The organism is Bacteroides sp. NGMCC 1.200775, assembly GCF_040798045.1.
GTDB lineage: Bacteria > Bacteroidota > Bacteroidia > Bacteroidales > Bacteroidaceae > Bacteroides > Bacteroides hominis.
Genome location: NZ_JASCQK010000001.1, coordinates 1,047,260 through 1,066,428, shown reverse-complemented (window position 1 = coordinate 1,066,428; position 19,169 = coordinate 1,047,260). Strand labels below are relative to the sequence as shown.

General features: G+C 42.5%; 16 protein-coding genes and 1 pseudogene. 10 read left to right on the top strand and 7 right to left on the bottom strand.

All coding sequences use genetic code 11. The features are described from left to right. Positions 1 to 30 precede the first annotated feature (30 nt). Positions 31 to 192: a cysteine peptidase family C39 domain-containing protein gene (locus tag QK890_RS04650; protein WP_080714348.1), complete on the bottom strand. Its 162-nt coding sequence runs from the start codon at positions 190 to 192 to the stop codon at positions 31 to 33. Further along, positions 189 to 2,396 carry a TonB-dependent receptor plug domain-containing protein gene (locus tag QK890_RS04645; RefSeq protein WP_367627221.1) on the bottom strand — a complete coding sequence of 736 codons (2,208 nt, stop codon included), beginning with the start codon at positions 2,394 to 2,396 and terminating at the stop codon, positions 189 to 191. Before QK890_RS04645 ends, QK890_RS04650 begins: the two co-directional genes overlap by 4 nt. A 265-nt stretch (positions 2,397 to 2,661) precedes the next feature. On the opposite strand from QK890_RS04645, the pseudogene QK890_RS04640 reads away from it, so the two are divergent. Then, positions 2,662 to 3,000: pseudogene (locus tag QK890_RS04640) on the top strand (transposase); the annotation flags it as partial. Between the two features lie 231 nt (positions 3,001 to 3,231). Here the strand turns inward: QK890_RS04640 and QK890_RS04635 are convergent. Both QK890_RS04635 and QK890_RS04630 read right to left on the bottom strand, forming a co-directional pair. Next, complete coding sequence (locus tag QK890_RS04635; protein ID WP_032536319.1) at positions 3,232 to 4,680, bottom strand: DUF3868 domain-containing protein; 1,449 nt, start codon at positions 4,678 to 4,680, stop codon at positions 3,232 to 3,234. Between the two features lie 54 nt (positions 4,681 to 4,734). Continuing rightward, positions 4,735 to 5,322, bottom strand: coding sequence for a DUF3575 domain-containing protein (locus QK890_RS04630; protein ID WP_032531925.1), 588 nt, complete (start codon positions 5,320 to 5,322; stop codon positions 4,735 to 4,737). 267 nt (positions 5,323 to 5,589) lie between these two features. On the opposite strand from QK890_RS04630, the gene QK890_RS04625 reads away from it, so the two are divergent. From QK890_RS04625 to arsM, 5 genes are all read left to right on the top strand, one after another. After that, positions 5,590 to 7,134 carry an acyl-CoA carboxylase subunit beta gene (locus tag QK890_RS04625; protein ID WP_005776394.1) on the top strand — a complete coding sequence of 515 codons (1,545 nt, stop codon included), beginning with the start codon at positions 5,590 to 5,592 and terminating at the stop codon, positions 7,132 to 7,134. An 18-nt stretch (positions 7,135 to 7,152) separates the two neighbouring features. Beyond that, positions 7,153 to 8,664, top strand: a complete 1,512-nt coding sequence (accC, locus tag QK890_RS04620) for an acetyl-CoA carboxylase biotin carboxylase subunit (protein WP_367627220.1) — start codon at positions 7,153 to 7,155, stop codon at positions 8,662 to 8,664. 13 nt (positions 8,665 to 8,677) lie between these two features. Further along, entirely contained in the window at positions 8,678 to 9,202 is a 525-nt protein-coding gene (locus tag QK890_RS04615; protein ID WP_005809115.1) for a biotin/lipoyl-containing protein, read from the top strand. 210 nt (positions 9,203 to 9,412) lie between these two features. Further along, positions 9,413 to 9,739, top strand: a complete 327-nt coding sequence (locus tag QK890_RS04610) for a helix-turn-helix transcriptional regulator (protein ID WP_005776397.1) — start codon at positions 9,413 to 9,415, stop codon at positions 9,737 to 9,739. A 116-nt stretch (positions 9,740 to 9,855) separates the two neighbouring features. Beyond that, the gene (gene arsM, locus QK890_RS04605; protein ID WP_032539817.1) at positions 9,856 to 10,686 is read left to right on the top strand and encodes an arsenite methyltransferase; all 831 of its coding nucleotides are present in this window, start codon (positions 9,856 to 9,858) and stop codon (positions 10,684 to 10,686) included. Positions 10,687 to 10,799: 113 nt separating this feature from the next. Here arsM and QK890_RS04600 read toward each other — a convergent pair whose 3' ends face one another. Next, positions 10,800 to 12,062, bottom strand: a complete 1,263-nt coding sequence (locus QK890_RS04600) for an amidohydrolase family protein (protein WP_220575885.1) — start codon at positions 12,060 to 12,062, stop codon at positions 10,800 to 10,802. Between the two features lie 451 nt (positions 12,063 to 12,513). Here QK890_RS04600 and QK890_RS04595 point away from each other — a divergent pair, with 451 nt between their 5' ends. Together QK890_RS04595 and QK890_RS04590 are read left to right on the top strand one after the other, a co-directional pair. Continuing rightward, the gene (locus QK890_RS04595; RefSeq protein ID WP_367627219.1) at positions 12,514 to 14,169 is read left to right on the top strand and encodes an ATP-binding protein; all 1,656 of its coding nucleotides are present in this window, start codon (positions 12,514 to 12,516) and stop codon (positions 14,167 to 14,169) included. Between the two features lie 25 nt (positions 14,170 to 14,194). After that, the gene (locus QK890_RS04590) at positions 14,195 to 15,784 is read left to right on the top strand and encodes a hypothetical protein (RefSeq protein WP_005819268.1); all 1,590 of its coding nucleotides are present in this window, start codon (positions 14,195 to 14,197) and stop codon (positions 15,782 to 15,784) included. A gap of 158 nt (positions 15,785 to 15,942) precedes the next feature. On the opposite strand, the gene QK890_RS04585 is transcribed toward QK890_RS04590, so the two are convergent. Both QK890_RS04585 and QK890_RS04580 read right to left on the bottom strand, forming a co-directional pair. Continuing rightward, on the bottom strand, positions 15,943 to 16,149 hold the full coding sequence (locus tag QK890_RS04585) for a hypothetical protein (RefSeq protein WP_022013044.1): 207 nt from the start codon (positions 16,147 to 16,149) through the stop codon (positions 15,943 to 15,945). A gap of 216 nt (positions 16,150 to 16,365) precedes the next feature. Further along, positions 16,366 to 16,902 carry a hypothetical protein gene (locus QK890_RS04580; protein WP_233481130.1) on the bottom strand — a complete coding sequence of 179 codons (537 nt, stop codon included), beginning with the start codon at positions 16,900 to 16,902 and terminating at the stop codon, positions 16,366 to 16,368. A gap of 214 nt (positions 16,903 to 17,116) precedes the next feature. Between QK890_RS04580 and lpdA the strand changes: the two genes are divergently transcribed. Then, positions 17,117 to 18,466: a dihydrolipoyl dehydrogenase gene (gene lpdA / locus QK890_RS04575; protein WP_032539799.1), complete on the top strand. Its 1,350-nt coding sequence runs from the start codon at positions 17,117 to 17,119 to the stop codon at positions 18,464 to 18,466. Then, entirely contained in the window at positions 18,466 to 19,167 is a 702-nt protein-coding gene (locus tag QK890_RS04570) for a lipoate--protein ligase family protein (protein WP_032539798.1), read from the top strand. The genes lpdA and QK890_RS04570 overlap by 1 nt, the downstream gene beginning before the upstream one ends. The last annotated feature ends 2 nt before the right edge of the window (positions 19,168 to 19,169 follow it).

Here is a 19,169-nt window from a genome sequence, read left to right as displayed (position 1 = left end):
GAGTTCTTGGATTGTCAACTTGCGACTATATTAAAGATTGCGCGATAGCATAGATACGCCATTCCATAATTCGGCAATTTTATCGCGTGTCAGATTATGGCCATAATAATACGAGATCATAGCCAGGCAGGCTGTGCCACAATCCATCGCATTATATTGAGAATAAAACTTAAACTTTTTACATTTACTCATTTACGATCATTATCGAAATAAGTGTTTACCTTCTCCATCCGTTTTGATTTACCTGCCGTGAAATAGTAATTGATCCGGAGCATGAAACCTTTTGAATTAAGCTTAAAATAGTCTCTTTGTGAATAAGTATCACTAATAGTATGCACCACCTCTGCTGATTCCACTATGGATTGATAGCCTGCAAAAACGTTGAGATTCAATTTGTCAAAATGCTTCATTATGAAGATGGCGTTAATTGAACGAAGTGGAGCTATATATCCTGTAGTAGTAAGAGTCTTACTATTATATGATCCGTAAGTGCCGCAACCGAATCCCATTGGAAAAGCAAGCATGACAGTTCCGCCGAGTTTATACAGAAAATTACTTCGCTTAACGCCATTGTAGCCCATAGTCTCATAAGCCGCACTAAGCTCAGGGTCAATGCTAATCGCTCCACCAAGGAAGTTGAGTGAACCATTGATTCTCAGACCCGCTCTCTCAAGCTTACCTCCGTTTGTAAATGTGCTTATTGTGTTTAGCTCATTGTCGTGTAAAATTTGGTTTACTATCAGATTATTACTTTTATGATAGTATGGTATAGTGTTGATGGTTATGGCATCCGTTCTATAAGTGTATGTTAGTTCAAACACTTTGTATTGTTGGAGTTTGAGATTGGGGTTGCCTCGTGATATGGTCTTTTCGTCATCTTTTATTTCATACGGTGCCATCATCCATGCTGATGGATAGTTTGTAAGGTATTTGAATTCAGCTTTCAGAGTGTTTTCATTATTTATTTTCATTATAGCAGCAGCCGTTGGCATAAGTGTAAACTGTGAACTGGAGCCATAAGCTTTGTCCTTAAACTCGTTTGCATTTACTTCGCCTTTTGCACCGACTCTAAATTGAAACTTGCCAACAGAGGCGTTTAGATCGGCAAATAGGTTACAACGATAGTTCTTCAGGTTATTTTCGTTCGGCTCATTGTTGAGCGAACCTTTAAAATCCTGAAAATAGCCTTGCACGCCTGTGTTGAGATGAAAAACGTCACTTAAAACGTTATTGTACTCTACTCGTAACGTAGTCGAAAATTTATTTCCCAATTCACGATTCATAAAAGGCTGAGTTCCATCCTGATATTTAGTATCAACATCTTCAATCGCATCCATAAAGCCGAAATTGGCATTAATAGAAAAGTAATCCTTCGCCTTATTTTTCATCGAATGGCGATAATATAACGTATAGTTACCCATCCAGTACCTATTGGCAAAACGAGTGTTAAACGGCGAAAGATCGTACTGCTTCCCGTCAATGATATTGAAGGTTGAATAATCAATCTCTTTACGAGTACGAACCTGCTTAGTGCTGGTGGTGATATTGAAAAAGTCACGTGGGGTTATTTGGTAGTCGAGATTAAGACCGATGTCATGTGTCATTTCAAAAGGTTTAGCCGAATATCCAATTTTTCCATATAGTTCGTCCGTTAATTGGTCGGTACGTTGTTGTTGGATATCGAATGGATTGGCACGGTAATAGTTATCATAAGACATTTTTAGTCTCACTTTGTCCGATCCCCACGTTACTCCCACATAAGTGTCGTTAGAGCGTAAATCTAATTTCAGCGTTTCTTCAACATCAACCGAAATGCCTTTTTGAGCCTTAGGTTTGAGTATGATATTAATAATACCGTCATACTCCACTTCCGTGCCACTTGACGGCGAAGTAATCACCTCTACTTTTTCCACATCCCTGAAGTTGATTGAGCGCATATCTACCGAAGTTCCGGTATTCACGCCATTAAGCAATACAAGGGTATTCTCTTTACCCATAATTCTTATTTTCCGGCTTAGTTCATCTACAGCAATTTCCGGTATCTTACGCATAAGATCAGTAGATGTATATACATTCTTTAACCTGAGGCTGTCGATAATATAGGAAGTTTTGTCTACAGATACCCGGGTTCTGTAATTACCCAATACGGTTACTTGATCCATCTCCATGCTGAGCTCTATCGCTTTCAGAGGGATGACGCCCAAATCAATTTCCCGTTCAATCGCTTGTTCATCAAGAACAATATTTTTAGTAAAATATCCGTTATTGCTTATTACAACCTGACAACCGCCTTTATCTATTTTGATCTTATCGAATGCAAAAGAGGCATCTTCCGATTCAACCATACCGGTAAACAGCATCTTATTGTTGTTGTCGATAACGCTTACAAGCGTCATCGTAACAGGAGCAAGCGTTAAGCTATCTACGGTTTGACCTTTGAGTTGAATCTCTTTTGAAAAAACATTATTTAAACTCAATGTAAGATATAATAATACAAGCAAAGTGTTTTTCATTATCCTAAGTTTGACGTGAGTTCGATATAAGTATTAAATTATTTCTCTGAATAATAGTAACGTAGCGATAAAAGTATTAAATTTATAGTGCTAAATTATAACATTAAAAACAATTACTGCTATATTTTCAGAGGCTAAAGTTACATAAATATATTGTTTGGCTGGCGATTTCCTCCATAAATTTGCATTATAGCAAGAAAAATATACGATTAGGTTTATTCCGGTACTTATGAACCGGAATAAACCTAATCGTATGAATGATGATGAAATCACGGTCATCCTTATCTTATTCCACTCGGGAGGTTTCCGTTGTTTTAGGCATTATTACAAGGAATATGTTTGCAAACATCTGGTACATTTTTTCCAAAACCGTATATCTTGCAGGCGTTTCGTGGATTCCACCCCACTTCGTGTGTGTTGTAATCAACGCATACTGATTCATGAAACTTTTAGAGGGCATGCCGAACGTGGAAAATGTTCCATGGGGTGATAATAACTTTATTGCTAATTCACTCTGCCATTGCGGCTTACTGTTTCTTTAAAAGAAGTCTGCAGTTGATGTTAATTTTTTCAAAGACAGATAGTTTTCTATGTTTTAAGTTATATCGAACTCACGTTAAATAAAAAAAGGTGTAGCCCTCCGCATGGAAAGGCTACACCTTTTGGTCCGGATAGCTACACCCTTTTCATCGGATGGCTACACCCCAATGCCGGGGATTTATTTTTTCTTCATATTCAAGATCTGTTGCAGCTGCTGCAGGTTGGCTTTAGCGGCCTCGTTACCCATCTGGGCAGCTTGGTTGAAGGCAGCGACAGCACGTTGTACATCTCCATTGAGGAAGTTGTATACACCTACGTTGTTGATGAATTCTGCTGTTTGATGGTTGGCTTTATCCATATACTTGATTGCGTTTTCCAGATCTTTCTTGGTCAGTGATACGGCGGCGGCATTCAGGTTGGCTACTTCATCGTTCGGATACATACGTACAGCGATGTCGAATACATTCACGAAGTCGTTGCTTCCTTTTGGATAGCTGTTGGCCACCTGATACATCTCATTCAGACTCAAGTATTTCGGGTTGACTTTTATCACCACCCGTCCTTGCTCTACATCGAAGTTGGCTACGGTGTAGTCTATCTTGCAGTTCACTTTGCGGAGTCCGGGATAAATCTCTTTCAACATCGTACGGTAGGGTACGCCTCCGTCCACGCGCATGATTTCCTGTTTGCGGCGTGCATCGTCAGTCGTATTCTTGATGATACCGATAAATTTATCTTTATCCTTCATTGACGATTTTTCCAATGCTTGTACCAATCCGTCCCAGTTTTCACCACCAAAAGTTACTTTGTAAAGTTTGCCGGGAACTTTTTCGTTGGTAGTCAGATAATTCTTCAGAGCTTCGGCACGTTTCTGCGACAGTTGTTCGTTGAATTTCAACGGACCCTCCGGTGAAGCGAATCCTTCGATACTGATTTCTGTTACTGTCAGGTTCTTGTCATTCTGAATCTTGTCGAACATAGCATGAATGTTCATCAGTTCTTTGTGGTTATTCATGAATTCCGGCTGGATAACAGCTTTGCTTACAGGGAAATCGAGGTGGGCCTCATATTGCTCGCTACGGTTCTTCACAACTTCTACGGTAGGCTGAATATAAGCAACCACGGGTACCATGGCGCTCAGGCGTTTGGCTTCGGTAGAGACATCGTTGGTGATCAGTTCCTGTGCGAGCATCTCTTCGTTATTGCCGCATCCGCAGAGGTTTTCAACCAGATTCAGTGAGGCATTTGCCATCCAGGGTTCATAAGGGATCACTTGGGCATAATTGAGTACTTCTCTTTTATTATAAGGCACCACGATACCGGCAGGCAGTTCGCGGCTGATGGCTAATCCGCGTAAGTAAGCTTTCTGACGGCGTTTACCGTTAATGATGATCTCTTCCAGCGCTACGTTGTGCTGTCCGTCTGTCAGGAGCGGAGTAAGTGTGAGCATACGTTCGGGACTGACCGTTAGATTCTTCATATCGACCTGCATGTCTACATAAAGCGAATTGCCTTGTTGCCACAGCGAAACATCGGATAGACTGATGGCATCTTTAAAGAATTTCTGGGCACTGGCCGGCATAACAACTGCGAGGGCCAAGAGGAAATATATGATTTTTCTTTTCATTGTTACTATTGATTTAGTTTTTTATAATTGGTTCCGGAGAATGTGTGGGGGGATTTACTTGATAGTATAAATAATGCTGAGTCCTATTTTCGTCGGACCGAAATAGTTCTTGTTGTTATGTCCCAGCTTTTCACCACATTTGCCACACGCATATTTATCGTAGTTCAGGCGGGCATATCCTGCACCGATGGTAGCTTCCATACTCCAGCGATTCTTGAGTATCCAGTGGTAACCGTAAGAGATACCTGCACCGTATATCTTACCGTCATAGCGGTAGTTGCCCAATCCGAAGATGTCGAGATTGCTCATGTTGACATCGGCGTAATGGCCGTGCAGGCCGAAAAAGCTACCGTTGAAACGTTCGCAAAGCCAGTAACGGAGTTCGGGTTGTACCAGCCAGTGCTTGATTTGTCTGTTTTTGGAGAATTTCCAGGGGTTGTAGTTGCCCGATACGTCAAGAGTAAGTTTTTTCGCCAAAGCCACTTCAAATCCCAGGTTCGGAGTACTGGTAGCCCAGTAGAGGGCGTTGGTTTTGATGGCAAACTTGGGCAGATAAGTTTTTGTTCCCTGCTCTTGTGCATGTATGCCTGTGGCAAACACAAGCAGGAAGCATGCTGCTAAAAAAAGTTTGATTGTTCTCATTTTCATTTTGGTCTAGGTTTTTACATAAACTATTTGCGAGATTAAACGTCTGAGAGGGGAAGTTTGTTGACTCATACTCAAAATAATGTTATAGGACATGCACGCTAACATTTTTAAGCAAATAATTGTTATCCTAATAAAGTCGGGATTCCAAACTTTTCATTTTCTCCGGGAAAGAGGATGAAAATAAACAAGCAATTGTAATTTGGATTACATCTATTCTTTTTTTTGCATGCTAACTTTACATATACTTTAAAATAATAGCCTATGAAAGAGCTTATCAATCGCCTGGAAGAACTGAACAGGCAAGCTGAAAAAGGTGGCGGAGACGCCCGTATCGAGAAACAGCATTCTGTCGGAAAACTGACGGCACGTGAACGCATCGACCTGCTTCTGGAGAAAGGGTCATTTATTGAACTCGATAAACTGGTAACCCACCGTTGTACCGATTTCGGTATGGAGAAACAGAAGATTTCCGGTGACGGGGTTGTGACCGGATACGGAATGATCGGCAAACGGCTTGTCTATGTTTTTGCCCAGGATTTTACCGTTTTTGGCGGTGCACTGTCCGAAACGTATGCCAAGAAGATTTGTAAAGTGATGGATATGGCTATGCAGATGGGGGCACCCATCATCGGACTGAACGATTCTGGAGGAGCCCGCATTCAGGAAGGAGTCCGTTCGTTGGCCGGTTATGCGGAGATATTCCTACGCAATTCTTTAGCCTCGGGTGTCATTCCGCAGATCAGTGCCATCATGGGTCCATGTGCGGGCGGGGCAGTCTATTCGCCAGCATTGACCGATTTTATCCTGATGGTGAAAAACTCCGGTTATATGTTTATTACCGGTCCCGATGTGGTAAAAAGTGTTACGCAGGAGGAGGTCAGCAAAGAAGATCTGGGAGGGGCAGATGTCCATACTATGAAGTCGGGGGTGGCGCATCTTTCTGCCGAAAATGATATTGAATGTATCAATTACATCCGTGAACTGATTTCTTATCTGCCCGGCAATAATATGGAGGAACCTCCGTTTGTGGCTACCACCGATTCTCCGACGCGGCTTACGCCCGAACTATCGGAACTCGTGCCTACCAACCCCAATCAGCCATACGATATAAAAGAGATGATCCGTGCCGTGGCGGATGATAATAGCTTCTTTGAATTACAGGAAGAATTTGCCCGTAACATCGTTATCGGCTATATCCGCCTGAACGGGAAAACGATAGGAGTGGTGGCCAATCAGCCGTTGGCATTGGCCGGAACACTCGATATCAATGCTTCTATCAAAGCGGCACGTTTTGTGCGTTTCTGCGATGCGTTCAATATTCCGTTGCTCACGCTGGTCGATGTGCCGGGGTTCCTTCCGGGTGTGGATCAGGAGTATGGTGGCATTATCCGTAACGGTGCTAAACTGCTTTATGCTTATTGCGAAGCCACTGTACCTAAAGTGACTGTCATTACCCGTAAAGCTTATGGCGGTGCTTATGACGTAATGAGTTCCAAGCATATCAGGGGAGATGTGAATCTGGCATACCCTACTGCCGAGATTGCCGTAATGGGGCCGGACGGTGCGGTGAATATTCTGTTCCGCAAAGAGATTGACAAAGCCGCAGATGCCGAGGCGAAAAGAAAAGAGCTACAGGATGATTATCGCAGTAAATTTGCCAATCCGTACCGGGCTGCCGAATTGGGCTATGTAGACGAGGTTATCGACCCTGCCATTACACGTATGCGCCTGATACGCAGTTTTGAGATGCTCGCTAATAAGCGGCAGTCCAATCCACCGAAGAAACATTCAAACCTTCCACTTTAAAGCAGAGGAGAACATCGTATGATAAAAAAGATATTAGTTGCGAACCGTGGCGAGATTGCCATGCGTATTTTCCGTACCTGTCGGGTGATGAATATTGCTACGGTGGCTATTTATACCCGCGTAGACCGTGGTGCCTTGCATGTACGTTATGCCGAAGAGGCTTATTGTATTTCCGATTCGCCGGAAGATACCTCTTATCTGAAGCCGGAGAAGATTCTGCAGATTGCTAAAAAGACGGGAGCTGCCATTCATCCGGGATATGGCTTTCTGTCTGAGAATGCGGACTTCGCCCGTCGTTGTGAGGAAGAAGGGGTTATCTTTATTGGTCCGAGTGCCGATATTATTGCCCGAATGGGTATTAAGACTGAGGCCCGCCGGATTATGTGTGAAGCCGGTTTACCGATCGTACCGGGCACGGAAGATCCGGTGAAAGGCATTGCCGAAGCCAAAAAGGTGGCTGCCGAAGTAGGCTATCCCATTATGCTGAAAGCACTTGCCGGAGGTGGTGGGAAAGGTATGCGTCTGGTACGCAGTGAAGAGGAGATGGAAACCGCACTTCGCCTTTCGCAATCCGAAGCCGGAACTTCATTTGGCAACGATGCCGTTTATATTGAAAAATATATCGAGAATCCGCATCATATTGAGGTGCAGATACTGGGCGATAAATATGGCAATGTGATTCATCTGTACGAACGTGAATGTTCCATTCAACGGCGTAACCAGAAAGTGATCGAAGAGTCGCCTTCTCCTTTTGTGAAGCCCGAAACACGTGCCAAAATGCTGAAGGTGGCAGTGGAAGCCTGCAAACGAATCAACTATTACAGTGCTGGTACGCTGGAGTTCATGATGGACAAAGACCAGAACTTTTATTTTCTGGAGATGAACACCCGTCTGCAGGTAGAGCATCCGGTGACGGAAGAATGTACGGGAGTGGATTTAGTGCGAGACATGATTTTGGTGGCTGCGGGCAACCGCCTCCCTTACCGGCAGGAAGATGTCGAATTTCGGGGTGCTGCCATCGAATGCCGCATCTATGCCGAAGATCCTGAAAATAACTTTATGCCTTCACCCGGGGTGATTACTGTCCGTGAGGCTCCCGAAGGGCGTAATGTTCGTTTGGACAGTGCTGCCTACGCCGGCTTTGAGGTTTCTCTACATTACGACCCGATGATTGCCAAACTTTGTTGTTGGGGGCGTAACCGTGATTCTGCCATTTCGAATATGGCCCGTGCACTGCGAGAATACAAGATTTTAGGTATCAAGACTACGATTCCTTTCCACCAGCGTGTGTTGAAGAATGCGGCTTTCCTGAAAGGAGAATACGATACTACTTTCATCGACACCCGTTTCGACAAGGAAGACCTGAAGCGCAGGCAGAATACAGATCCGACTGTAGCGGTGATTGCTGCTGCGCTGAAGCACTATGAAGAAGAAAAAGAGGCTGCTTCACGCGCCACTACGCTTCCGGTAGTAGGAGATTCGCTTTGGAAATATTACGGCAAGTTGCAGATGACTGCCAATAACTATTAAACTCAGAATGATTATGACAACAATATTAGCAACCTATTATGCCAAGATACAGGATGTGCCCGACAGTGAATACAAAGTGGAGATACTGGAAGACGGGCCTGTGAAGAAAGTGGCGGTTAACGGAAAAGTATATGATGTGGACTATAATGTAGGAGGTGATTCTATCTATTCCATCATCATCAATCATCATTCGCACGGAGTACAGATATCTCCGACTTCCCATTCCTCCTATACCATTATGAATAAGGGGGAACTTTATCAGATTGAACTGAAAGGGGAGTTGGAAAAGATTCATAATGCCCGTAACGGAGCAGATGTCGTAGGACGTCAGGTGGTTGTGGCTCCTATGCCGGGTGTTATCCTGAAAACTTATGTGAAGAAAGGAGACGAAGTGAAGAAGGGTGATCCGCTATGTGTGTTGGTCGCCATGAAGATGGAGAATGAAATTCGTTCGGTGGCCGATGGGGTGGTGAAAGAGATTTTTGTGGAAGAAAATACGAAAGTGGGATTAAATGACCGCATCATGGTGGTTGAGTAACAAACAGGTATTTAAGAGGTAGGGGCTCTGGAAGTTTTTATTTCAGAGCCCTTTTTACGTGTATTGTTATCTTTCTTTGAAATAAATATAGTTGGTTTTGGAGACCGGTATAAGATATTCTTAATCATTCCTAAAAAGAACCTGCTTCGTTTTGTCAATTCAGAATCTGTTCGTAGTTTTGCGAACAATAAACAATGGGAGAATGATAAAGTGAAAACAAAGCAGTACACAGAAAAGCAGGAGCAGCTTGCCCGCTTTGCCAAGGCTATGGGACATCCGGCGAGGATTGCTATCCTTAGTTTCTTAGCGAAACAGGATAGTTGTTATTTCGGGGATATCCATGAAGAGTTGCCTATTGCCAAGGCAACCGTCTCACAGCATTTAAAAGAACTGAAAGATGCAGGATTAATTCAGGGAGAAATAGAAGCGCCTAAAGTTCGGTATTGCATCAACCGTGAGAACTGGGAGTTTGCCCGGTTGTTATTCGTAGAGTTTTTAAACGATTGCACCTGTACCGGGACATCATGTTGTGGGTAAAGGGATTTTTTTTACGAAAGATGTTCGTGTATTTACGAACAGATATTCTTGCAATAGGGCTTTAATGAAGAGTATCGGATACGGAAGATTATAGTATGATTAAAAATAAGAACAAGATGGAAAAGAATCAGATAAAAAACAATCAAGATTTAAAGGAGTTAGTGAAACAACGTTATAGTGAGCTCGCTCTGAATGCAGAAGAGCTGAAAGGTTGCTGTTGCGGTAGAAACCCTTTGGCTGCTTCAAAAAAAGTATTTACCATAATGAGTGAGGACTATACAAATTTGAAAGGTTATGAACCTGATGCGGATTTAGGGGTCGGCTGTGGATTACCTACACAATATGCCAATATTAGTGAAGGTGATACAGTGGTTGATTTAGGTTCGGGAGCAGGGAATGATTGCTTTATTGCCCGTGCGGAAGTAGGTGAAAGCGGTAAGGTCATTGGTATTGACTTTTCCCCTCAAATGATAACAAAAGCACGTAACAACGCACTTAAACGGGGATATGCCAATGTGGAGTTCTTGGAAGGTGATATAGAGAATATGCCTTTACTGGATAATACGGCAGACGTCGTTGTGAGCAACTGTGTACTTAATCTGCTTCCTGAAAAGAATATTATTTTCAAAGAGATTTATCGTGTGCTGAAGCCTGGCGGACATTTCTGTATATCCGATGTTGTACTTAATGGAACATTCCCCAAAAAGTTTACTGATAATGCGGCGATGTATGCAGGGTGCATCGCAAGTGCTATTCAAAAGGAAGATTATTTGCAGGAGATAGAAAAGGCCGACTTTGTGGATATTCGTATTGCGAGGACTAAAACGGTTCTTATTCCTGACGCAGTGTTATATGAACATCTGGATGAAGACACGATCCGAAAGTATAAATCCGGAAATGTCGGGATTTACTCAATTACAGTAACGGGAGAAAAACGATCTGTGTAATATGCGGATTCTTAATTCTTTCCGTTTAAATGGATATAATTCCGGTTATCGCTGATTCTGCGTTAACCGGAATTTTATTTGGAGGGGAGTCGGGCTTTTCTACGTGAGGACTATTAAATTTTATTCTTGTATATTGTTCCTCCCTTCATAATCATTGCGAAATTTCTTTCCGGATCGCCCAGTAGTGTAATGTCTTTCAGTACATCTCCATCTACCAAGATTAAATCGGCCCAGGCTCCTTCTTCTATACTGCCTAACTTTCCTGGATAGGGGTTTCTTGCACCAGATAAGGCCAGTAACTCCGCATTATCATGTGTCACCATTTTAAGAATTTCAAAATTGCTGAACCATTCCTGTAATTTGAGGATACCTTGATTCTGATTTTTCGTATTGGCCGGATTGAATAGTAAATCTGTTCCCCATGCCAACTTGACCTTATATTTCTTTGCCAGTTGATATGTCTGGTCTGTACCCTGAACTACTAAAGCATGTTTCTCCTGCTGTTCTTTCGTAGGGAACTGATTATCTCCCAAAGTGAAAGGCTGCATACTGAGCCATATCTCTTTCTCCGCAATCAGTTCCATAGTCGTCTCATCAATCAGATGTCCGTGCTCAATACTTTTTACTCCCGCATGGATAGCTCGTTGAATAGCTCTGGGCACATAGACATGCACCATTACATAGGTTCCCGCATCTTCTGCCGCTTTGACAGCAGCATGAATTTCTTCTTCAAAAAACTGTGTGTCTTCCAACCGATCGTATAGGGAAGCAACTCCGCCACCTGTCATCAACTTGATCTGGCTGGCTCCCAAGCGGAGATTGTTGCGTGCGGCAACAGTTACGGCATCCACTCCATCGGCAATAATGGCAGCACCGATCTCTTCCGTATGCGTTAATCCGCAACAATCGAATGGACGCGGTTCGTCATACACCGCTCTGAAATCTCCATGTCCTCCTGTCTGAGAGATAAGGGAACCGCTTGGATAGATACGTGGTCCGGAAAGAATATCTTCATCAATGGCCCGTTTTAGTCCGAAGACCGGACCACCGGCATCCCTGATGGTCGTAAATCCGCGTAGTAGCGTGGCCTCTGCTTCCTGTCCGGCTTTGAATTGTGTATAAGCGGTGTCAGCAGTCAGCAGATCCATCATTGTATTGCATGACATATAAGCATGCCAGTGTGCATCGATTAGTCCGGGCATCAGGAATTTTCCCTTTCCGTCTATGATAGTGGGATTACTAATTCCGTCTGTAGGGATCGGAGTTTCTGAAATGGCTTTAATCCGGCTGTTTTCTATCAGTACATTTCCCCGGATAGTCTGCTCGTGGCTGCCATCGAATATTTGAACGTTATTGATTAAAATACTTTTATCCATGATACATCGTGAATGGGTGAATACTGGTGGTATAACCCGTGAGGGAAGGTATTGGTTTACTTACCGGGATGATAAACTTCGTTAACCGGGAAATACTGCGTCTGTATTCTAAAAAACTTTACTAAATATGGAGCGCCCTTCTGTCTGATGATTTTGATTACTCTATATGCTGTTTTATGTCTTGTCATTATTAAAATAGAATATTTTTCTTGTCCGGAATAATTAAAATGACCTAATTAGAAAGTTCTAATAACTTTCCACATTGTACTATTTACAGTACTTTCATGCATAGATTACTTCTTTTTGATAGACTGTACATTAACCTTAATTGCTGTTGATTTGAACCTATTCTTTTTGCTGTACGTTCTCTTTTTATAGACGAAGTAATTGAACCCGTCACATTTCAGCCGGTAAATGTGGCATATTGTCTCACTATTAAACACATATGGATATGAAAACTTTATTCATTTTTCTATTTGTTTTGCTTGCATTCTACTCCTGCGATACGGACGAACCGATCAGTGCAGAGGATTTATCGGCTGCAACCGTTACGAATATGGATGATGTCGATGTAGCTTCCCGTCCGGGAAACTACTTAATCTGGCTCAATGGAACGAGTGCGGAAACAAAGAAAGTTGCAGTTCGACTGCAAACCGTGAACCACTACGACAAGATGATATCTTTTAATGATCTACCCGGTACAGATAAGCTGGCAACGTTGGAATCTATGGCAAAAGATACATTGAACGACCTGACAATTGTAGGCAATGTCGCTGACTTTTTAGCAGGTACTTATAATTTTGAAATGATACAGGATATCCGTCACAATCGTCAGGGAGTGATTTTAATAGCCAAAGATGGTAAGGAGGAAGATTTGAAGGAACAGATGCTGAAACTTTTCGGACTTTATGTAGATAAAGGGTATTATAAAGTTAGCTTCCCGCGCGAGCAGCGTTATGCTTATTATGACACAAATGATCCGGACGCTTTGAAGAAACTCTGTGGCACGAATGGTCTTAACCCCCATACCCGTAGTATGCTTTCTTCTCCCGGCCCAACGGATGATCCTTCTGCCCCTGAAGTTACCGAACGGGCTTTGCATGCTATGAAGAAAATTTATATCAGTAACCGGTTCTATGTTTATACCAGTGATTACAAGTATCATATGACTGGATATGAAACGCTGTTACCTTATACTGCTGAAACAAGGAATTATGCTCCAAGGGAAGATAAAAGGTATGATGGGATGGTTGACAGAGAATGGACTATTGATGCTTATAATTTACGCATTTATGCGCCAACCAATGGAGATAATATGCTTGCTGTTTACAGTTCGGGTGGCAACGGATTTTCTAACAGGCTCGATAATTCATTGGTATCTTTGAATAATCCACCCATGTATGAACTTTGGGCACTGATATGGGGATTACGGAATAATGCTTATACAAAGATTAATATCCGTGACGACGAACAGTCTCAATTAGATCTCAAATTGGTTGATTTTGCACCAGGACTGCCGCAAACCGAGAGTACCATTGAACATGCGTATGAAAAGAGTGTAGGGTTTGATTTGGGAGCGAGTCCTGTTTTAAAGGGTGAGTATCGTTGGGGAAAGTCTATCATCTATCAGCTGGCGGAAATGACCCGTGAAGTGACCCGTACGATTACCGATACTGAGATGGATTATTGCTGGAAATGGTATCCTGAAATCCTTTTCAAGGGGAATAAAGCAATGAAAGCAGATGGTATGATCGATGGGGTTGCCATGATTTCGCCCGCATGGTATGATATTCTCTACAACCATGTGGCGGGAACCCCGGGCACGGATAATGTTTTTTGCGATTATAACAATGACTTGCAGTTTAACCGGAATTTGCTCAATTACAATCAGGAGTGTGCTATTACTGCTCGTACAACCGGCGCGTCGGCGGGTGTTGTAGCCATTGAAATAACTGACGGAATGGTGTTACAGCGCGGAGGAGCCTGGTTCACGAGTTGGGGAGCTGCAGTGATTCATCCTTTGCCAAGTAGTGCCGGCACTGCTTATGATGCCACAGTAGATGTGCATAAAACAACTACGGTGTGGATTGACTATAATAACTGGTAAAACGAACCATTAAAAAAAGATTATTATGAAAACAAAAATGATATATGTGCTACTTCTGTTCTCAAGCATTCTTTTAGGGGCATGTGTTAGGGATATTATCGATGATGTTCCGGTGCCTGATGAAGATAATGAGATCGATAAGAAAGATGTAGTCTTGGTACGCATGGGAACTGATGATGCGGAAGTGAAAGATATTACTTCCCGTTTGTTCAACAACATTCCCACTTCCTGGGAAATAGGGAAAAAGACAATTGTGGACTATGATAAGATGACAAATCCTGAGACAGAACTCGATGCCGATATCAAGAATCCGGATATCTATGTGACGGTTATCCTGAATATCAAAGATGTTGTTTCCGGTAAATATCCGGTCTCTCTGTTCCGCATGCTGAAGTTCTATAAGAGAGATTTCTATGTTATTGCCACTCAGGATACTCCGGAACAAAAGAACGAAATGCTTTCATTAATAGGAGTTTATATGGAGCCGGGTTATTATGCCATTAATTATGATAATGTGCAGCATTACCGAATCTTTCCTTCTGCCGATCCATATGCCAAAAACAATATGATTGGTAAGGGAGCGGCCTCTTTCAACCAGCAACTGTTGACCCGTTCTGCGGATATTTTGCCCAAAGGTACCGATCCGGATCCTGCATATAATGCACAAATGGCAGATAAGGAGGCTTTGAAGCGGATAGAAATTTATAACCGTATCTACGGTTATGCTCAGGGGGATATGAACTATTCCATGCAGGCGGTTCCTTATAAGATGAAAGAGGGGGCAGCACCCGATGTGATTATAGATAACTCCTGGGCGATAGATGCCTATAACTTCCAGATATACAGTAAGAACAACAATTGTATATTGAGTATAACGAACGACGCGGGAAATGGTTTCACTGCTAATATCAAAGACTATACAACGCCCAAAGGAGCCAATGTCTATGCTTACATCTGGAACCTGATGCGGGAAGCCTCCAGTGAGATCACTGTCCATTCGGATGGGGGTATTTTCCGGGAAATCAGTTATCAGCCGCAAACGGTGAATCATGGAACCAACTATACAGAGAATTCTTTTTGGAAAGTATCTGTATCCGTATCACCTGCTGAACTGGAAGAAAAACCTTGGAAGGCTTTCAAAGTATCGTTTGGCAAGGAATCGTCTACTGAAATATCTTATAAAACATTGTCGATGGATTACTCTTGTAAAGGACAATATGGCAATGGGCTATACAGTAAGCTCTGGCAGTTTATTCCCGGAGAGTTTTATGATAGAGCAGAAGCCTTTGTTTACGAAACGAGCGAGGGGTTGCGGTGGATTGATGCTGCGCAGGCAATGACTCCCAATTATGTAACATGGGGGGGCTGGACTCTTCGCCAGAATTATCTGGCTCACATCAACAATAGTATGAAGCTCCATCGGCAGCAGTGTATTTATTCTCTGGAAGCTGATGCGCAACCCGGAGTTGTTTCTGTTGCCATTACCGATGCTATCAATTTGCAAAAGACTTATGTGCATTATAACTGTGGTATTCGCTATGGACACGATTCGGCTAAAACGGATCTCAAAATGTCGAAGATGGTTTGGATTGATTTCAGGCAGTGGGACAATTGAAACATCTAATTAATACGGAAAAAGTTATGCGAAATCTCTGTTACAATACGGATATGTGTAGCCCTTATATGCCTTATTCAGATGAGAAGTGAAGTGTTTCAGTCGGTCGCCATCTCCCCGGAAAGGAGGTGGCGACATTGTCTGTAAATGTTGCTTTTTTAAATTTTTGTTAATTGCTTGGGTGAGCCATGCCAGGAACACCCCAAGCAATATACTTCCGTAAAGTCGAATCCCTCAGTTGAGGCTTCCGGATATTTGGGGACTACTGTTCCATCTTGGGTGATGTATACTAATAACCGCTCTCCTTGGCTGTTTTTTACGTACATACCAGCGATTTTGCACTGGGGACAGAGTAATTTTTTCATATTACTAAAAATGGATTCTTTGATAAAATGTTATTTTATAATTGTTTTTATCTGTATGCCTATAAATCGGATAACATTCTACAAGCTCTTTAAATCTCAGCTCTCTGCAAATATGAATAGCAGATTTAGTAAAACTACTTCTATCTAATTATTTTGAGAAGAGATATTCCTATTCTTTGGTTATCTGCCAAAGATTTTTCTGTGGTCTGCCATCACTTATTGATCGCATTTCAACAGGGCTTGCCTATAAATAATTTTTCTATTTGGAATATCATAAATTTCGGTGACCGAACCCTTCTTTTTACCCTGTTCTGATATATATTTATCCAGCGCAGGATATACTTTGATAAAACCAATAAATATGGAAAGCCCGTTTTTGAGCGGAAGTTCAGCTGTTGCATAGTCTTCTGACGGTAGAACTTTTGTTTTGTACATGCATTCGTTGATAGACAAACGGTTAGTGTCTTTAGACTCAATGATGCAACCGATTTCCGAACGTAGCTTATCCTTGGCTATTTCTTTCGGATTATCATAAAAGATACCTATGCCTCTGTTGGCTTCTATTTTAAGTTTGTGCAACAAGTAATAATAGATCTTGTTGGTTATTGCTTTAGTCTGTTTATAGTCGCCTGTTACTTCTTGGTAGACAATAGTTTCTCCACCGGACTTTTGGGTACTTACTTTAATCTCGGAGAATCCGCCCAAGTAAGCATAGAGCCCCAGCAATAATACTAAAAGGATTATGATTAACATCAACAGTGTCATTTCTTCTTTTTATTAATGATAATGTTATGACCATTTTTAATGGATGCTGCAAAAGTACATATTTCCTTCTTATGTTTATGGTAAAAAAGCGACTTGTTACTTTTGTTCTCTTTCTTCATATGAAAGATACGGGATCAACTTAAAACTAAGCTCTATCCTTTTTTGTTGTTAATAGTAGGAATAACTTAAAAATTATACGATTATGAAATATGATATAGCTATCATTGGCGGGGGACCCGCTGGATATACCGCTGCCGAGCGGGCAGGAGCAAACGGATTACGTGCCGTTTTGTTTGAGAAAAAAGCAATGGGTGGCGTGTGTCTCAATGAGGGATGTATTCCTACGAAGGCATTACTCTATTCTGCCAAGATACTTGATAGCATCAAGAGTGCCCCGAAATATGGTGTCTCTGTAGATAGTGCTCCCACATTTGATATGGAAAAAATGATTAACCGGAAAAATAAGACGGTACAGAAACTGACGGGTGGGGTAAGAATGACGGTGAACTCTTACGGAGTGACCATTATAGATAAAGAAGCGGTGATAGAAGGTGAGGGTGAAAATGGCTTCCGCATCCATTGTGACGGAGATGTTTACGAGGCGACCTATCTGATGGTTTGTACAGGATCGGATACAGTGATTCCTCCTATAAAGGGGCTTTCGGATATAGATTACTGGACTTCGCGTGAAGCATTGGACAGTACCGTTCTTCCCTCTTCACTTGCCATTATCGGTGGGGGAGTAATCGGAATGGAATTTGCCTCATTCTTTAACAGTATGGGCGTCAGGGTACGGGTTATCGAGATGATGCCGGAAATTCTCGGGGCAATGGATAAAGAAACGAGTGCCATGTTGCGTGGAGACTATACAAAGAAAGGTATAAACTTCTATTTGAATACAAAAGTAACAGAAGTGAGTGATAAAGGGGTGACAGTGGAGAAGGATGGAAAAAGCTCGTTTATTGAAGCCGACCGGATATTGGTAAGTGTAGGTCGGAAAGCTAATATCACTCAGGTAGGATTGGATAAACTGAATATCGAATTACACCGGAACGGTGTAGTAGTGGATGAACATATGTTGACCTCTCATCCACGTGTATATGCTTGTGGTGATATTACCGGTTATTCACTGTTGGCACATACCGCTATCCGTGAGGCAGAGGTGGCTGTTAACCATATTTTGGGTATAGATGATTCAATGAATTATAATTGTGTTCCCGGTGTGGTTTATACTAATCCTGAACTTGCCAGCGTTGGTAAAACAGAGGAAGAATTGATGGCTAAGGGTATTTACTATCGGATACAGAAGCTCCCAATGGCTTATTCGGGACGTTTTGTTGCCGAGAATGAATTAGGTAACGGACTCTGCAAACTGATTATCGATCATAATGATCGAATTATCGGTTGTCACATGCTGGGTAATCCGGCTTCGGAAATTATTGTCGTGGCGGGCATTGCTATCCAACGGGGCTATACGGTCGATGAATTCAGAAAGAGTGTTTTCCCACACCCGACAGTCGGTGAGATTTATCACGAAACACTGTTTGCCTGATGCGTTTCATCAACAGTCTTTCAACGGATGCTGGTTTTAACTTGGCTGCTGAGGAGTATTTGCTGAAACAGGGTACGGAAGATGTATTCATGCTTTGGCAAAGTGCTCCTTCCATAATTATCGGTAAGCATCAACGGATGGAAGCGGAAGTGAATTTAACGGCAGCAGGTGAAAAGCAGATCCCTGTATTCCGCCGTTTTTCCGGTGGTGGCGCAGTATATCACGATCTGGGTAATATCAATCTTACATTTATTGAGACTACCCGCCTGGCACGTTTTGAGACTTATCTGGAGAAAACGATTACAATGCTGAGGGCTGCCGGAGTGGCAGCGACGGGTGATGAACGGTTGGGTATTTATGTCAGTGGGCGAAAGGTTTCGGGCAGTGCGCAATGCGTACATCGCAATCGTGCGATGTATCATTGCACATTGCTGTATGATACGGATTTGAAACTGCTGAATACACTGCTTGCCGTAGCCCCGTCAGAGGAAAATATCAGATTACATCCTTCTGTACGTTCGGTCCGTAGTGAGGTGACGAATCTGAAAGAGTATTTTTATCCGGCTATACCTACAGATAGGTTCCGGAATTGGATTTTCAGATATTTTGCAGAGACATCGGTCTCCGAGGGATTCAACAAGGCAGAACAAACAGTCATTAAAGAGTTGCGTAGGAACAAATACAATGCACTTGATGAATAATC

Coding starts and splice junctions, on each gene's coding strand:
- QK890_RS04615 (WP_005809115.1), top strand. CDS start 8,678: ATGACAACAATATTAGCAACCTATTATGCCAAGATACAGGATGTGCCC.
- QK890_RS04600 (WP_220575885.1), bottom strand. CDS start 12,062: ATGGATAAAAGTATTTTAATCAATAACGTTCAAATATTCGATGGCAGC.
- QK890_RS04595 (WP_367627219.1), top strand. CDS start 12,514: ATGAAAACTTTATTCATTTTTCTATTTGTTTTGCTTGCATTCTACTCC.
- QK890_RS04570 (WP_032539798.1), top strand. CDS start 18,466: ATGCGTTTCATCAACAGTCTTTCAACGGATGCTGGTTTTAACTTGGCT.
- QK890_RS04585 (WP_022013044.1), bottom strand. CDS start 16,149: ATGAAAAAATTACTCTGTCCCCAGTGCAAAATCGCTGGTATGTACGTA.
- QK890_RS04590 (WP_005819268.1), top strand. CDS start 14,195: ATGAAAACAAAAATGATATATGTGCTACTTCTGTTCTCAAGCATTCTT.
- lpdA (WP_032539799.1), top strand. CDS start 17,117: ATGAAATATGATATAGCTATCATTGGCGGGGGACCCGCTGGATATACC.
- QK890_RS04635 (WP_032536319.1), bottom strand. CDS start 4,680: ATGAAAAGAAAAATCATATATTTCCTCTTGGCCCTCGCAGTTGTTATG.
- accC (WP_367627220.1), top strand. CDS start 7,153: ATGATAAAAAAGATATTAGTTGCGAACCGTGGCGAGATTGCCATGCGT.
- QK890_RS04650 (WP_080714348.1), bottom strand. CDS start 192: ATGAGTAAATGTAAAAAGTTTAAGTTTTATTCTCAATATAATGCGATG.
- arsM (WP_032539817.1), top strand. CDS start 9,856: ATGGAAAAGAATCAGATAAAAAACAATCAAGATTTAAAGGAGTTAGTG.
- QK890_RS04645 (WP_367627221.1), bottom strand. CDS start 2,396: ATGACGCTTGTAAGCGTTATCGACAACAACAATAAGATGCTGTTTACC.
- QK890_RS04625 (WP_005776394.1), top strand. CDS start 5,590: ATGAAAGAGCTTATCAATCGCCTGGAAGAACTGAACAGGCAAGCTGAA.
- QK890_RS04580 (WP_233481130.1), bottom strand. CDS start 16,902: ATGTTAATCATAATCCTTTTAGTATTATTGCTGGGGCTCTATGCTTAC.
- QK890_RS04630 (WP_032531925.1), bottom strand. CDS start 5,322: ATGAGAACAATCAAACTTTTTTTAGCAGCATGCTTCCTGCTTGTGTTT.